21 protein-coding genes are annotated in these 15289 nt (G+C 37.2%); 5 read left to right on the top strand and 16 right to left on the bottom strand.

Annotated features, from left to right (window positions below; translation table 11 throughout):
• Positions 1-88: 88 nt before the first annotated feature.
• The 9 genes from MHH73_RS03430 to MHH73_RS03390 all read right to left on the bottom strand — a co-directional run bounded on the left by MHH73_RS03430 (position 89) and on the right by MHH73_RS03390 (position 6679).
• Positions 89-631 (bottom strand): histidine phosphatase family protein, encoded by a 543-nt coding sequence (locus tag MHH73_RS03430; RefSeq protein ID WP_341064673.1) that lies wholly within the window; start codon positions 629-631, stop codon positions 89-91.
• A 4-nt stretch (positions 632-635) separates the two neighbouring features.
• The gene (locus MHH73_RS03425; protein WP_341064671.1) at positions 636-1091 is read right to left on the bottom strand and encodes a GNAT family N-acetyltransferase; all 456 of its coding nucleotides are present in this window, start codon (positions 1089-1091) and stop codon (positions 636-638) included.
• On the bottom strand, positions 1091-1630 hold the full coding sequence (locus MHH73_RS03420; RefSeq protein ID WP_191816590.1) for a GNAT family N-acetyltransferase: 540 nt from the start codon (positions 1628-1630) through the stop codon (positions 1091-1093). Before MHH73_RS03420 ends, MHH73_RS03425 begins: the two co-directional genes overlap by 1 nt.
• A 129-nt stretch (positions 1631-1759) precedes the next feature.
• Positions 1760-2569, bottom strand: a complete 810-nt coding sequence (locus MHH73_RS03415) for a glycerophosphodiester phosphodiesterase (protein ID WP_445662510.1) — start codon at positions 2567-2569, stop codon at positions 1760-1762.
• 223 nt (positions 2570-2792) lie between these two features.
• Complete coding sequence (locus tag MHH73_RS03410) at positions 2793-3575, bottom strand: tyrosine-protein phosphatase (protein WP_341064667.1); 783 nt, start codon at positions 3573-3575, stop codon at positions 2793-2795.
• A 99-nt stretch (positions 3576-3674) separates the two neighbouring features.
• Entirely contained in the window at positions 3675-4604 is a 930-nt protein-coding gene (locus tag MHH73_RS03405; RefSeq protein WP_341064664.1) for a hypothetical protein, read from the bottom strand.
• 7 nt (positions 4605-4611) lie between these two features.
• Positions 4612-5679: a hypothetical protein gene (locus MHH73_RS03400; RefSeq protein WP_341064662.1), complete on the bottom strand. Its 1068-nt coding sequence runs from the start codon at positions 5677-5679 to the stop codon at positions 4612-4614.
• Positions 5676-6137 (bottom strand): hypothetical protein, encoded by a 462-nt coding sequence (locus MHH73_RS03395; RefSeq protein ID WP_341064659.1) that lies wholly within the window; start codon positions 6135-6137, stop codon positions 5676-5678. Before MHH73_RS03395 ends, MHH73_RS03400 begins: the two co-directional genes overlap by 4 nt.
• Complete coding sequence (locus tag MHH73_RS03390) at positions 6134-6679, bottom strand: RNA polymerase sigma factor (RefSeq protein ID WP_191816653.1); 546 nt, start codon at positions 6677-6679, stop codon at positions 6134-6136. The genes MHH73_RS03395 and MHH73_RS03390 overlap by 4 nt, the downstream gene beginning before the upstream one ends.
• Positions 6680-6892: 213 nt before the next feature.
• On the opposite strand from MHH73_RS03390, the gene MHH73_RS03385 reads away from it, so the two are divergent.
• Positions 6893-7330: a cell wall hydrolase gene (locus MHH73_RS03385; protein WP_191816652.1), complete on the top strand. Its 438-nt coding sequence runs from the start codon at positions 6893-6895 to the stop codon at positions 7328-7330.
• A 637-nt stretch (positions 7331-7967) separates the two neighbouring features.
• Here MHH73_RS03385 and MHH73_RS03380 read toward each other — a convergent pair.
• From MHH73_RS03380 to MHH73_RS03365, 4 genes are read right to left on the bottom strand one after another with little or no spacing between them, the layout of a single operon-like run.
• Positions 7968-8168: a hypothetical protein gene (locus tag MHH73_RS03380; protein WP_341064656.1), complete on the bottom strand. Its 201-nt coding sequence runs from the start codon at positions 8166-8168 to the stop codon at positions 7968-7970.
• Positions 8169-8187: 19 nt separating this feature from the next.
• Positions 8188-8475 carry a hypothetical protein gene (locus tag MHH73_RS03375; RefSeq protein WP_191816576.1) on the bottom strand — a complete coding sequence of 96 codons (288 nt, stop codon included), beginning with the start codon at positions 8473-8475 and terminating at the stop codon, positions 8188-8190.
• A gap of 3 nt (positions 8476-8478) precedes the next feature.
• Positions 8479-8640 carry a hypothetical protein gene (locus tag MHH73_RS03370; protein ID WP_341064654.1) on the bottom strand — a complete coding sequence of 54 codons (162 nt, stop codon included), beginning with the start codon at positions 8638-8640 and terminating at the stop codon, positions 8479-8481.
• A gap of 41 nt (positions 8641-8681) precedes the next feature.
• Positions 8682-8843, bottom strand: coding sequence for a hypothetical protein (locus MHH73_RS03365; RefSeq protein WP_341064652.1), 162 nt, complete (start codon positions 8841-8843; stop codon positions 8682-8684).
• Between the two features lie 412 nt (positions 8844-9255).
• Here MHH73_RS03365 and plsY point away from each other — a divergent pair, with 412 nt between their 5' ends.
• Both plsY and MHH73_RS03355 read left to right on the top strand, forming a co-directional pair.
• Positions 9256-9870, top strand: coding sequence for a glycerol-3-phosphate 1-O-acyltransferase PlsY (gene plsY, locus MHH73_RS03360; RefSeq protein WP_341064650.1), 615 nt, complete (start codon positions 9256-9258; stop codon positions 9868-9870).
• Positions 9871-9881: 11 nt separating this feature from the next.
• Positions 9882-10691, top strand: a complete 810-nt coding sequence (locus tag MHH73_RS03355) for a GNAT family N-acetyltransferase (protein ID WP_341064648.1) — start codon at positions 9882-9884, stop codon at positions 10689-10691.
• On the opposite strand, the gene MHH73_RS03350 is transcribed toward MHH73_RS03355, so the two are convergent.
• From MHH73_RS03350 to MHH73_RS03340, 3 genes are read right to left on the bottom strand one after another with little or no spacing between them, the layout of a single operon-like run.
• Positions 10671-11783, bottom strand: a complete 1113-nt coding sequence (locus MHH73_RS03350; protein ID WP_225230725.1) for an alpha-hydroxy-acid oxidizing protein — start codon at positions 11781-11783, stop codon at positions 10671-10673. The genes MHH73_RS03355 and MHH73_RS03350 overlap by 21 nt on opposite strands.
• Positions 11784-11806: 23 nt before the next feature.
• On the bottom strand, positions 11807-12544 hold the full coding sequence (locus MHH73_RS03345; protein WP_341064644.1) for a class I SAM-dependent DNA methyltransferase: 738 nt from the start codon (positions 12542-12544) through the stop codon (positions 11807-11809).
• Positions 12545-12560: 16 nt separating this feature from the next.
• A complete protein-coding gene (locus MHH73_RS03340) occupies positions 12561-13307 on the bottom strand; it encodes a metallophosphoesterase family protein (RefSeq protein WP_341064641.1) in 747 nt (248 codons plus the stop codon).
• A 441-nt stretch (positions 13308-13748) separates the two neighbouring features.
• Between MHH73_RS03340 and MHH73_RS03335 the strand changes: the two genes are divergently transcribed.
• Positions 13749-14675, top strand: a complete 927-nt coding sequence (locus tag MHH73_RS03335) for a manganese-dependent inorganic pyrophosphatase (RefSeq protein WP_341064638.1) — start codon at positions 13749-13751, stop codon at positions 14673-14675.
• 109 nt (positions 14676-14784) lie between these two features.
• Positions 14785-15276: a DUF3888 domain-containing protein gene (locus MHH73_RS03330; RefSeq protein ID WP_191816560.1), complete on the top strand. Its 492-nt coding sequence runs from the start codon at positions 14785-14787 to the stop codon at positions 15274-15276.
• Positions 15277-15289 lie beyond the last annotated feature (13 nt).

Raw genomic sequence — 15289 nt, 5'->3', positions numbered from 1 at the left:
AGAAACTTCAAGCGGTTTCTCAGTTGTCGAATAATAATCTTCCGCTCGCCAATAACGGCGCTGATACTTAAGTAACAAATCCTTAAAATCACCTTACCCATATCCGCTCTACACTAAATCCATCTGGTGTTTCTCTTAATCTATAGACATCAGGATTTGTTAATGCTTGCCATTCGTCAAACCCAAATGACACTTGATACTTTTTTAGTAGTAAGGAAATAATATTTCCATGGGCAACGATGATTGCATGCTCAGCCTCACTGCTTCTTATTTCCTCTATGACTTGAGAGATTCTGTCCATTGCTTGTCTGCTTGATTCACCACCAGGAAAATATAAATCTAGATCATCGAAAGTGGCCTTTAACTTATCTTGCCAATCTTCTAAGCTTGTTGTACTCAGCACACGTTCGGATAAACGTTCATCCACTTCCACAGTTATGCCAATTTTTTCAGCTAACGGTTCGATCGTTTGTTTAGCACGTAAAAATGGACTAGAGAGGATACGATCAATTTGCCTGTCATGAAAGAACACCTTTAACTCTTCTGCTTGTTGCTGGCCCGTTATGGTTAGTTCAGCATCTGGTGACTGCCCAGTTGCTTGGCAATGTCTGACGATATAAATTTCTTTCACTTTATTAACCCCCGATTACTTTTGTCATCTTCACGATCTCTTGCGAATATCCGATATGTTCGTAAAATTGGACGGCACGTTGATTCTCGGAAAACACTTCTAGAACGAGGACTTTGATTCCTTTTTCTTTTGCCCAAGTTTCTGCAAAACGCATCAACTGCCTACCAACTCCTTTCCCCTCACCTTCAGCAGTGACCACAATAGCAGATATATACACTTGCTTTTCTTTTGAAAAATAATCCTCTTCTATCCTACATTCAATATATCCTAAAAACACACCTTCCTCGTCTGCGACAAATATATTATCACTATTCTCATCAATTGAGGCTTGTGCCATTTCCAATTGTTTTTGCTGCATCTGTTCAGGATGACGGTGTTCAAGAAAAGGAATATCACTCAGTCGAGCTGATAATTGTAGAATGTGTTGTTTGTCTTTATGATTGTACGACCGTATGTTCATCATTTCCTCCTATTCATATATTCTTCTTGTAATAGACCCATATGGATCATATCAAACCATTTGCCTTCTCTAAATAGACATTGCCTTACACGACCTTCTTCGATAAACCCTAATTTTTCGTAAACATGCTGTGCTCTTGTATTTAATGAAAACACCTTCAATGACAGGCGGTGAAGATTTAACTCCATAAAAGCGTAATCTAAAATGCATTGAACAGCGGTAGTACCCATACCTTTACCCCATTCATTTTTTTCACCAATATCGATAATCAGTTCAGCATTGCGATTTTTCATGTCCATATTCACTAATGAAATAATGCCGATTGGACGTTGATGACTTTTTTCCTCAATGATGTAGCATTTAGAATCAGTTGCCCCTAGAATGACTGTCTCGACGAAATCCTTTGTTTCTTCATATGTATATCTATCTAAATCCATACTTGTATAAGTCATCACATCTAAATCATTTCGCCATTTATGATAAATGGGTATATCATCAACAGTCATCTTTCTTAAATATAAATGTTCATTTGCGAGCATTCCTTATCACACCTTTCATCCTTGACTTTGTACAAGTATACTTTAACATTAAATATTTTTACTATAAATTACTTTTATGGAAATAAAAAAAAAGACAAAGACGTTTTGAAAACGCCCTTGCCCCACTATTTAATATACATAATCCGGATAATCAGAAATAATGCCATCCACTTTCATTTCTTTTAAGAATTGTGCTGCTTCAGGTGTACGAACAGTCCAGGACTGGATTTTCATTTTGTTTTTTCTCACCTTTTTGACGAGTTCTTCATTCACGAGACCGATACTCGGATTAAAATAATCGGCATATTTTCGAAAGGCTTTAAGCGCTTCATCACTGACATCGTTTGAAGATGAAGTTAATACGCCAATGGGCATTCTTGGTAATAATTTATTTGCCAGTTTCATGGATTCGAAGTTAAAGGATTGGACAATAATTTCTTCTCTTTTCGGTTTATCCATCTTCCGTTTCTTTAATGCTTTCGTCATTTGCTTCTCGATACCAGGATATAACTCGGGCGCTTTCAGTTCAATGAGAATACCGATTTTTCCTTTATAACGATCGAGGACTTCATCGAAACTAGGAATTTTTTCTCCTGCAAATTCCTCACCTTTCCAGCTACCAGCATCTAGTTGTCTTAAATCCTTAAAATCGAGGTCACCTACTTTGCCAGTTCCATCAGTTGTGCGGTCGACTGTCGTATCATGTAAAATGACTAACTTGCCATCCTTACTTCTTTGCACATCAATCTCAATATAATCTGCACCCATCGCAACAGCTAAATCAAATGCTGCGATCGTATTTTCTGGTGCATAGCCCGAAGCCCCCCGATGCGCCACATTCGCAATTTCTTTTTCTTTCCTACTTGCCTCAGCCTCACCAAAAGGCAAAGTCACAAAAACCACTGTCGCTAATAAACAAAAAAGTAATACCTTCTTCAAATTCCCCAACTCCTTTATTTTATCTTTCGAATCAAATGATATAGGAGGAACTTGAAGAGAATATAAAAAGGTTGTGTAGAAGATATATTTTTAAAGTAAAAATATTCAGTCTTATTTACTTATAATTTTTTACAAAGAGTGTAAGCAAAACTACATAGAACGGAGAAAAGGAAAAGTTTTTCACCCCTAAAAGGCATTTTCCATTATTCTCCGTGTAATCTAATCAATCCAACAACCTTCTTCTTAATTTCTCAATAACTTCGCTCTCAACTGAGCATTCCTTCATAAGATAGTCCTCGATTGTATCATATTTAGAAAATATAGCTTTATAGGCTTGTTCAAGATAGGCTTCTCGTACTTCAAGCACTGGTTGAATATCTGTTTCCTTCAAACGGAAAAGGCTAGCTATCTTTAGTGCCTTTGCGGTTTTCTTCATTCTGGGCTCAATCAAATCATTGGAGTAGAGGTATTCTTTCATTACTCTATCGTATGGCACATCTGCTGTTAATTGAATTAACGATGACATAAAACCAGTCCGGTCTTTCCCTCCTGTACAATGAATAAGCAGTGGCGCGTGCTCTTTTTCAACTATGAGGTCAAAGATTTGTTTAATTTCCCTTTGACAACCAAACGCCATATGCTGATACATTTTAAGCATCAACTCTTCAAAATTCATATGCCTCGCACCGGTTAGTAAAAATTTTAGCATTCCTTTTCGCGTCAATTCCCAACTAGGGTCTTGAATAGGGATTTTCACTACTGAGAGATGTTGTTCTTCATGAATTTTCGCTCGCTTTGACTCTCCTTCTGACACAGTTCTTAAGTCACAAATTGTTTTTATATTTAACTTTCGAAAAAGGTGCATATCCGCTTCAGTCAAACGAGACAGTTCATCTGATCGGTAAAGCAGACCTGATTTCATCCGTAATCCGTTGCTCGTAACAAGTCCACCGATATCTCTGAAGTTATATACCCCTTCTAGTCTTTTCCATTCCATCGTCGCCATCAATTGTTCTCCTAACTACGCTTTTAATCATTTATTTTAACATCATTTTAATGTTTTAAAAAACAAAAAAAACCGACTATAAGCCGGCTTCTCCTCAAATCACTCTTTATCTTTTATTTGCAAGTAATCACTATTATTGATTGAAATGGTATATTTACCATCGCCATATTTAAGAATGGCTTCTTCCACTCTTTGTTGTTCATCATATTCATCCTGTTTCTCTGCAAGAACCATCTCATTTGGTTCTTTTTCAGAGTTAAGGTCTCCAACATCTGATACAACAAGCTGGGCATTACTATTTTTACTCATGTACACATTCACTGCAGAACTGTTATTTACGTCCCAATCCGCTGTTAGTTGACGAGGCTTCATCGAAATTTCGTTATAATTCCCGTCGATTTCTAGTGTTATATCTTGTGGAATCACAAGTGTCGGATCCAAGGTACTATAATTTTGAAACATTGCGATTGACTCACGTGGTAGCTCCTTAAATGCAATGTATAAGGTATCTCCCTTTACAGTAGTTGTCATATAATCTTCAACATCCGTAATTAATGGTTTTTTCTCTAATTGGGTGGCAGTGTACGTACCAAATACAGACAGTTCCTTTCCTGTCGATCCTTCCACACTTATACCAGTTGAGCCTGAATCAACAACGACTCTTTTCACATCATTATTCATAGCAAAATCGAATGTTGGTAAATCACCTGTTCTATGTTCAAGGTCCATATTGGCACTCACTTTATCAACAATACCTGTCATACTAAGAAGGGCAATGGTAATACCAATTGTTCCTAACACACCCACAAATAAAATGCTAAAGATATCATACTTCAAGTAAGGCTTTTCTTGTTTTGAGAAAAATAAATATAGCAAGATTTCGCCGCCTAAAATAATAAAAATAATCGGCCACCATGAAATAAGTATACGCGAGACATCCAGCTTAAGGATTTGTGAAAGAAGCAAATACACACCCAAAAATAAAAGTGATGCTCCCATTGAAAAAGTTCCTACTCTCCATGTCCTCATTTTTTCTTCACCCCTTCTTCATTTTTTTCTTTTCTTTTGTTCCAGATAAGAGCTTTAACCCGCCACCAATTAAAACGATACAGACAATGGCTGTTTGGAAATAACGATTAAACCAGTACCAGACGTCAATATTCAACAATTCAATAATACTTGGTGCAAATGCCGGCAATAAGACATTTGTAGTCATATAATACAAACCAACTACAACCAACCCTATTCCTAACCATTTTTGATGATTTTCAAAATAAGAAACAATCGGTACATCTTCTAACTCTTCTTCTCCATAGCGAGAGGATTTTTGTAAACCGTCGAAAAAACTATAGAACCATATGATTGGTATGAGAAACAGGAAAATACCTAAACGTAGAACGTCCAAAATATAGATAGAGAAAAGAAATGCAGCCATTAATTGAATCCCTCTTCGCTGCAGTCCTAAATACAAATGACCTGCCCCCGGGAAAATAGATAAGAAAGTAGCAAGCCCTTTGCTTTTACGCCCCTCTTCTCTTCCTCTTTCAATATCGTCTAATAAAGTTCTGTCTACGAGCTCTTCCCCTTTTTGCTTTTTATTCAATTGTTGAATCGCATCAAAGAAACTGTACACCCAAATCACTGGGAATAGTAAAAGAAAGACCATAAATTCTCCACGATCGGTTAAAAAAGCGACAAACAAAACCATAATACAGAAACCCAGTGAAGCCGTTAATAAGGTAATCCCTCTATTCATTAATCCTAAATGAAAATGCCCAACGCCTGGAATAAAAGATAAAAGAATGGTACGGAACCGTTCATAATCAAGTTCCTCTGCGACTTTAGAGGACGGGTCCTGTTTATTCTTTAGCAACTTTGAAGCCATAATAGCTGTATCGACGAGATTGATAATATAAAGAATCACACCAGCAAAAATAACAAGTATAATTTCGCCTCCTACCCCAACTGAAAGCACGTAAAATGTAAAGGCAATGAGGGTAAATTCACCTATTAAATAGGTCATTCCGCGGAGGAAGACGCCTAAATATAAAAGACCTCCTCCAGGGAAAAAACCTAATAAAAATGCCAATAAAGGGTTTTTCATTTTTTATCCTCCTCCTTCTTTGTATCCATCCAAGCAAATGTTTTATCCATAATTCCTTCTGTTATAGAGGCTTTATCCTCTTTAAACTGTTTACTCTCCACATCTCCAGCGTATTGTGTGAGCGTTTGGAAAAACCCCGTTGACATAAGTAATAAAGTCATCGCTGCCGCTACCCCATAATGAAAAATCGTTTTCTTATAGAACGCTGTGGCTTTACGAGGGAATGTTTCATTGTTTGTATCTTGTATATTATTTTCAATTGGCAATTGAGCCATAATGTTGTCGGTAAAAGCTGTTCCATCTATAATATCTGGAAGTTCCTCTGCTTCAATTACCGTCAGATAGACCTCCAAGCATTGATCGCAGGTATAGAGGTGGTCCTCATAAAGAATTCTATCTTCACCATCTAATTCATTCTTCACATATTTCGTCCATTGTTCATAACTGTAATGTTTCATGAAAAATCGTCCTCCTTCCAATGCTTTTTCATCCATTGACGTGCCCGGTATAATTTTGTTTCAATGGTCTTCACTTGCACATTTTGCTCATCTGCCATTTGTTGATAAGTTTTTTCGTTTATATAAAAATCATAAATGACATGACGATAGCCTTCTGGCAATTGATGAATCCGTTGTCTGACTAACTCTACCGTTTCTTTCCTCAGGAACTTTGCTTCAATATTACCATGTGAAGATTCCCTCATATCAAAATCAATCACTTCCATGATGTCTTCACGCTGTCGTTCTTTCTTTCTTTTCATATCAATCGCGTGATTGACGGCGATTCGTTTCATCCATGTTTTAAAACCTTGATCCTCATATTGGGGGAGAGAGTGATAGATTTTCAAAAACACTTCTTGTGCGGCATCTTCAGCAGCATTCCGATCACGCAATACCGCAAACGTCACTTTAAAAAGTTCGTTGCGGTATTTTTCGACAAGCAATCGGAAGGCATGATCGTTTCCATCTAATATTTTTTGGATAAGAACTTGGTCGCTAATGTCACTCTCCCCCTTTCTTTTTTAGCTTCCATCATAATAGACGTTAAACAGTCATCGTTCCCCTACACAAAAGATAAAATTTTTTTCACTAGCTTTATTCAAGCAAAAATTAGCCTGCTTGACTATACTTATATTTTGCAAAATACGGGGTTCTAGACATTTTCAATCATGAATATGACTTTATCTTCATATTCTTAACTATGGGGTGAGAACATCATGAGAGTAGCTTATACAAGTTCCGACGTGGATTTAATGGCAAGGATGATGAGAGCCGAAGCTGAGGGTGAAGGAAAGCAAGGAATGTTATACGTAGGCAATGTAATCGTTAATCGTGCAATCGCTGACTGTCTTGACTTTAAGGATGTTCGAACAATCGAGGATGTCATTTATCATGTGCAAGGCGGTAATTATTCATTCGAAGCCGTACAGAAAGGGAACCTCTTTTACAACAGAGCAAGGAGCACAGAAAAAAGACTCGCCGAGAAAAATTTGAAATATTGGCGTGAGCACCCTGCTAAATATGCACTCTGGTATTTCAATCCATATGCCCCTTGCCCGCCTACTTGGTACAACCAACCTTTTTCCGGCCAATTTAAAAACCACTGCTATTACGAGCCCATCGCTAACACATGTGACAGTGTTTATGTGTAAAGAAGTAGTTAGGAACGCTCTCCAACATGGGGAGTTGTTCCTTTTATTATGTCTATCAGATGATTGAATTGATTGGGCTAGTGGAGATGATTGAATAATCGTTTTATAAAAGTATGTGGATCACACGGGGGAAATGTTTTTGCTGTTTGTGTGGCAAGGGGATTTTTAGTATGGGGATGGGGAGCTTTTAGTTCTTTGTTGAGTTTTCCCACTTTGTGTTGATTGTGTTTCTTTTTTTTGAGTCTATTGGTGTGTTAATCCTTTTTTGCGTTGCTTATATCTTTTCTTGACTGCTTATAAGCTTTGATTTTTCCTTTTGTGTTGCGTATATCTTTTTTCATCTTCTTATGAGCATCGATTTTTCCTTTTGCGTTGCTTATATCTTTTTCCCACTTCCAATTAGCTTCGATTTTCCTTTTTGCGTTGCTTATATTCTACCTTCCTTTCTTATTAGCAACGTTACTTCTTTTACGTTGCTCATTTCTTTTTCCCACTGCTTATTAGCATTGATGTTCCTCTTTGCGTTGCTTATATCTTTTTCCATCTTCTTATGAGCATCGATATTTCCTTTTGCGTTGCTTATATTTTTTCCCCACTTCCCATTAGCTTCGATTTTCCTTTTTGCGTTGCTTATATTCTACCTTCCTTTCTTATTAGCAACGTTTACTTCTTTTACGTTGCTCATTTCTTTTTCCCACTGCTTATTAACATTGATATTCCTCTTTACGTTGCTCACTTCTTTTTCCATCTTCTTATGAGCATCGATATTTCCTTTTGCGTTGCTTATATTTTTTCCCCACTTCCCATTAGCTTCGATTTTCCTTTTTGCGTTGCTCATATTCTACCTTCCTTTCTTATTAGCAACGTTTTACTTCTTTTACATTGCTCATTTCTTTTTCACACTGCTTATTAGCATTGATATTCCTCTTTGCGTTGCTTAAATCTTTTTCCATCTTCTTGTGAGCATCGATATTTCCTTTTGCGTTGCTTATATTTTTTCCCCACTTCCCATTAGCTTCGATTTTGCTTTTTACATTGCTTATATCTTTTCCCGACTTCCTATTAGCTTCGATTTTCCTTTTTGCGTTGCTTATATCTTTTCCCGACTTCCTATTAGCTTCGATTTTCCTTTTTGCGTTGCTCATATTCTACCTTCCTTTCTTATTAGCAACGTTTACTTCTTTTACATTGCTCATTTCTTTTTCCCACTGCTTATTAGCATTGATGTTCCTCTTTGCATTGCTTATATCTTTTTCCATCTTCTTATGAGCATCGATATTGCCTTTTGCGTTGCTTATATTTTTTCCCACTTCCCATTAGCTTCGATTTTCCTTTTTGCGTTGCTCATATTCTACCTTCCTTTCTTATTAGCAACGTTTACTTCTTTTACGTTGCTCACTTCTTTTTCCCACTGCTTATTAGCATTGATATTCCTCTTTACGTTGCTCACTTCTTTTTCCATCTTCTTATGAGCATCGATATTTCCTTTTGCGTTGCTAATACCTTTTCCCACTTCCTATTAACTTCGATATTTCCTTTTTACATTGCTCATCTCCACCTTTCCTTGCTTATTACTCCCCCACCATAGATAGGAACTTTAAAAAGAGGCATCGCAACTAGCCATAGCCGTATGGATTTCTTCCTAAAAGTTAGAAAAATTACATCACTTGAACTAGGCTGATTTACAAATCAGGGCTGGAATTAGGCTTTTGGTGACTTTCTAACTGAGCAATCGATTGAATAACTTTATTGAGATAATCTTTTTGAGAGAGGATTGGTTTCCTAGTAGTTCCGAAAATCTCTTACACTGCCATTTAACTCTAGACATGATTTTAGTATTTATTTATTATTTTATAAGATATTTTCGCATAGACTAATATGGTAAAATTAGTAATGTTAGAATTTTCTTGATAAGGAGATTAGTTATGGACTTATTTATTTTATTACTATCTTATCTCATTGGCTCAATACCTACCGCCTTACTTGTAGGTAAACTATTTTTTGGCATCGATATTCGTGAACATGGTAGCAACAATCCCGGGGCAACGAATACACTTCGGGTTTTAGGAAAAAGAGCAGGGGTTACTGTTTTAATTATTGATATAGGTAAAGGAGCACTTGCTGCTTCACTCCCCCTTTTACTTCAAACAGGTGATGATCCATTGATTATTGGTTTGTTTGCAGTTGTTGGGCATTGCTTCCCTATTTTCGCTGGATTTCGTGGAGGAAAAGCCATCGCTACAACTGCTGGCGTGCTATTAATCGCAAATATCTGGTTATTTCTCATTGCCTATATCACCTTTGTTGCCGTAGTTTCTATCACAAAATATCTTTACTATGGTTCCATTTCAGTTGGAATAGCTCTTTTCTTATACGCGATGCTTTCGCCGGTGCAAAAAAATGAATGGATTTTCTTCCTATTCTTATTGTTGCTCATTTATTTACACCGTTCAAATATTCGCAATCATTTACTACAGCAGGAACCTAAAATCAATGATAAGAAAATTAAAGATGACCGTCTGCCACCTAAACAAGCTTAAGGAGGTTTGTAATGACTAAACAGTTAGCCAAATTCATCGCTGATTTAAATCAAATAGACAAGCATCATATAGGCTATTGCGGAGAAAAAGAAGAGGAAATTCTGCATGACTTACAGGAAATAAAGCCTCACTTTATCACTTATGAATATGATGGTGAAATTGAAGCTGCCATAGGATTAGATATTAATGAATCTGACGGGAGTGCAGAAGTATGGGGTCCATTTGCCAAGAATCATGAGGTAAAAAAAGATTTGTGGAATCGAGTTGTAAACTCCTATGAAAATAAATTACAGCAATTATCATTTTTTGTGAACGAAAAGAATGATAGTGCCCTACATTTCTTACAATCAATCCATGCTACTCACCAAGGAAATCACGCCATACTAGCAGCGAAGCGGGGGTCCTTTCAAAATATTTGTCACAGCTATCATGAGCACTATCGAAACGATTTTCTGCTACTGCATGAAGCAACTTTTCCGCAAACTTATTTGTCAGGAGAAGAGATACTAAAACTGTTGGATGAGCATCATAAACTGCTTCTATTGACTGAAAATGGGCAATTACAGGGATATGTGTATCTCGAATCTTCACCACACTTTGGTGAAGGACAGATTGAATTCCTTGCTGTTTCTCCTAAAGCAAGAAAAAAAGGAAGAGGGCGACAACTCATTGAAGCTGCGCTCGAAACACTCTTCCAGTATGAAAACATAGATAAAATTACCTTATGTGTATCACTTGATAATCATCAGGCGATCAAGTTATATCAATCAGCTGGCTTTGAGTTGTCTGCACGGTTAAAATTATTCTCTTATCAATTTTAACTGAGTTAAGTCTCTCACTCTTGCAATGCCAGCTAGGGACATGGTAATTCTCGTTTCTTCTATTAAGTTTTCCAATACTTTTTCAACTCCTGCCTGCCCGTCAATACCTAAACCATATACAAACGGTCGACCAATACATACAGCTGCTGCGCCTAATGCCAATGCCTTTACTACATCCGTCCCGCGGCGAATACCACTATCAAATAATACTGGCACTTTATGATTCGCTGCTTTGACAACGGCAGGCAATGCATCTATCGCAGCAACTGTTCCATCTAATTGTCTGCCACCATGATTAGATACAATCAGCCCTGATGCGCCTGCCTCTATTGCACATTGTACATCTTCCGGGTGAAGGATACCTTTAATATAAATAGGTAAGGACGTTTTATTTGCTAATGCTTCAATATGCGACCAATTCATTGCAGGATAATGAATATTATCTAATACAGATTGAATAATAGATTCGTGGTCTGCTTTCTCACCAAGTGCATGCATAAAGACTGGATCTGATTCGTAATTTGCTTTACCGTAACCCTCTTTTAGCGGAGAAAATTGTGTAGCGATATCCGTTTCTCTCCAGCCTGTCATGATTGTATCTACAGTCACGACAATTGCTTCATAGCCTGCCCTTTCCGCTCTCTCTACCATACTGAATGAAACCTCTTCATTCTTAGACCAATAAAGCTGGAACCACTTTGGACTATCCACTGTTGCTGCCTTGACCTCCTCAATCGAGTAACTAGAGACTGTACTCTGGATAAAAGGAACTCCGATTGTTTTCGCCGCTCTCGCAGTAGCCAACTCACCTTCTTCATGTGTCAATTTCTGCATACCGACCGGGGCAATAAAAATGGGATAAGGATAAGTATGCTCCCCCAATGTCACACTCATATCTATTTCTGCTACATTTCTTAGCATACGTGGCAGAATCGACCATTTTTCGAAGGCTGCTGTATTCTTTCGTAATGTTTCCTCATTACTTGCTGCCGAGCGGACGTATCCATATGCTCCCTTAGACATCATTTTTTTTGCTTCTTGTTCTAATGATTGGTATGAAACAGGAAAAACGGCTGGAACCTCTATATTCATCTGTCTATCTCCTTTTGTTAAACTCATTTGCGGCTCCTTTTTTCACATGCGAAGAGTAGGAATAATGGGATCCTTTGGCGTCTTTTCCACTCTTTTTCTGAAGGGAAGTATGATTTATCTGGTGTAGCTTCACTAAGTTTCATAATATTAAATTGGGAATCTTGCAATATTTTAAAATACTGTTCGATCGTCCGATGATACTTCACAACTTTTTCATCAATCCACGGCTCTACCCGCTCACCAATTAGAAAGTAGTCATCCACTAGCCAATTTTCCCGCTTACCTCCACCGCTGATGAAAGCACTTGTAAGGACCGGATGCTGCACACTAAAGACATATTTCCCATCCGTTCGCAAACTGTTATAAATATTCTCGCAAATTTGTTTAAAATCTTCAAGATAGTGAAGCGTTAATTGTGAAAAGATACAATCATATGTTTCATTTTTAAAGTCATATGTTTCTAAACTAGCATGAGTCAATGTTACATTAGGAATGCCTTCGAGGTTTTTTATAGCCAATCCTAACATTTTTTGAGAACCATCCACCCCTGTATAGGAGCGAGTAAATGGTGCCAACTCTTTAGCCAAAGTGGCGGCACCACACCCAAGTTCCAGCACATCTTTATTGCTCGTATCTCCTAGTAATTTTAAAAAAGCTGGTTTCTCTATCATTTCATTGGGGCTTTCTTCACGCATTCTTCTATTCAAATAATTTTGCAGAAACACCTCATTTTCATAAACGGATGATCCCCGATATTCCACGTTATCTCCCCCTCCATTATTTTGTTGGCGCTCCTCGATATCTCCCTTCACGTAGTTCAAGAGCATAGGCGGCAACATTTGGCATACCCATTTTTTCAGCTAGATCTATTTCTTTTTCTATATCATAAGGAATTCTCACTATTTCGATTGAGAAGGGACCTTTTTGTTTAGATTGATAATTCCCATGCATAATCGCAAAGGTTGCCTGAGGAATATCTAATGAATTACCTACACTGCCACAATTAAATAATGTTCTTTGCGGTTGAATTGGCTCAATGAGCGCGGCATGAATATCTCCGTATCCAATCACATCAGGTTTCCTCTCCTGTTCAAGCGCCTTTATCCACTCACTTGTTTCAAACATCTCATTTTTCTCTTGGACGGAGGCCTTCATGGGGATGATTCTATGATAAACACTTTTTGCAGAAGCATGATAAAGTCGTATATATTTTCCACTCATATAAAAATCATAATGGAAGGGTAAGCTCTTTAAATAGTCCATAGCTTCTCCCTCAAGCTGCTTCTGATGCCACGCGATTTCTTCACTATCAATAGGCTTTGTAATAAAATCATCCCAATTCCCTTGCAATACCACTTCACATGATTCTCTTATTTTATGTACTACCGCTAAACCGCTCGGACCCTTACCAATTAAATCACCTAAGCAAAAAATTTTATCTATATTTCTTTCTTTTATGTGATGTAGGACCGCTTCTAAAGCTGTTAAATTGCCATGAATATCTGAAATAATTGCAATTGCCATGGTGATTGCCTCCTTTGTGATGATAGCAGTATTATTGTTGCTTCAGTTCTATTTTGTTCAAGAAGGGGGATTTCTCTTTTTTTATGACAGTCTCATTTTGACTCCCTTCCTTCGGCCAATGATTTCCTTTTTTGTGACGTTGCTTTTCTCAGAGCCGCAATTTTTTTATTTGCCACGCTCTCAATCCATTTTGCTTTTCCGACTCCGGTGGTTCTCTTCTCCAATTTTAACACCTTAAGGGGCGATTTCTCTCTAACTACGAAGAGTCTACTCCTCTTTTACTAACCAGTAAAGGATTTCGCTATTACTACGATTTTTCCTCTCTTCCTTCCATTTCTTTTCTATGAATTAAACATGAATGTATTGTGTTCTGGCCATGATTACTGCTAAGATTTATGTTAAAATAGCAATGAATAATCTTTTACTTTAAGGAGACGAACGATGTCAAAAGTATATATTTTCGGTCATAAAAACCCAGATACTGATACAATTTGCTCTGCAATTGCTTATGCAGATCTCAAAAAAGAATTAGGCATGGATGCAGAACCGATTCGCCTTGGCGAAATAAACGGTGAAACACAATACGCATTAGACTATTTCAAGCAAGTAGCACCTCGTTATGTGGAGAAAGTAGCTAGCGATGTAAAAGAAGTCATCCTCGTTGACCATAACGAATTTCAACAAAGTGCAGATGATATTCGTGATGTCCAAATTCTTGAAGTCATTGACCATCATCGTATTGCCAACTTTGAAACAAGCGATCCACTTTACTATCGTGCAGAGCCAGTCGGCTGTACAGCAACGATTTTAAACAAAATCTATAAAGAGAATGGTGTAGAAATAAAAAAAGAAATTGCTGGTTTGATGCTTTCAGCTATCATTTCTGACTCTTTACTTTTCAAATCACCAACATGCACAGATCAAGATGTAAAAGCCGCTCAAGAGTTGGCTGAAATTGCTGGTGTCGACCCACAAGTATATGGTTTGGAAATGCTTAAAGCTGGTGCAGATTTAAGTGATAGTTCTGTGGAGCAATTGATCACACTTGATGCTAAAGAATTTCAATTAGGTGACCATAAAGCTTATATCGCTCAAGTGAACGCTGTCGATTTAGATGATGTGCTTAAACGTAAAACCGAAATTGAAGCAGCGATGACGACCGTTATTGCTGATAAAGATTTAGATTTATTTTTATTTGTTTTAACAGACATTCTTAACAACGACTCGATTGCCATTGCACTTGGATCTCAAGCGAAAGCTGTTGAACAAGCATTCGAAGTTATCTTAGTTGATAATCAAGCTTTACTAAAAGGCGTTGTTTCTCGTAAGAAGCAAATCGTACCACCTTTAACAAATGTATTAGCATAAGCTTTTCTAAAAAGTATCCTCACAACAAAATGAGGATACTTTTTTTTATGGAAATTATATGTATAAAAAAGGATATACATACAAATTTTAAGAAAAAGGAGGTAATATGATGAAAAAAATCCTAACATTTCTGTCCATTGTTTTTCTTGCAACTAGTGTCATGACTCCTATAGCGAATGCCGAGGGCCATCATCAACATCGTAACCATAAAATGCACGGGATGCATGAGGCATTTAACCAATTTTTGTTCGACCAATTTGATGAAGAAATTAATAAAGCCGTCAGCAACTATTACAAAAAGGATTCAATGAAGGTTCAATATCATACAAGAAGTCAGCACCCTCATGCGATGGTAAAAATTGAACAATCTAAAGAAGAAAATAAACTGAGTCACCCATATATATTAACTTTCATCGTCAATACTTACGAAGGTGATCAAACGGAACCAACTGGTATTGATAAAATCAGCTTTGGTGTCACACCACTTGATAACAACAAAATATTTAGCCAGCAAGCTGTGGCAGGTTCTAAAGTTGAATTAATCGAGTATAAACATCATGATCCTAAACAAAAAACAAAAACGAATAAAAACGCCGAATAAGGCGTTTTTTTGC

The organism is Cytobacillus sp. FSL K6-0265 (genome assembly GCF_038003465.1).
In the GTDB taxonomy this organism is placed as follows: domain Bacteria; phylum Bacillota; class Bacilli; order Bacillales; family Cytobacillaceae; genus Cytobacillus; species Cytobacillus stercorigallinarum.
The sequence above is the reverse complement of the archived record's forward strand: the minus strand, read 5'-3'. Positions and strand labels throughout refer to the sequence as shown.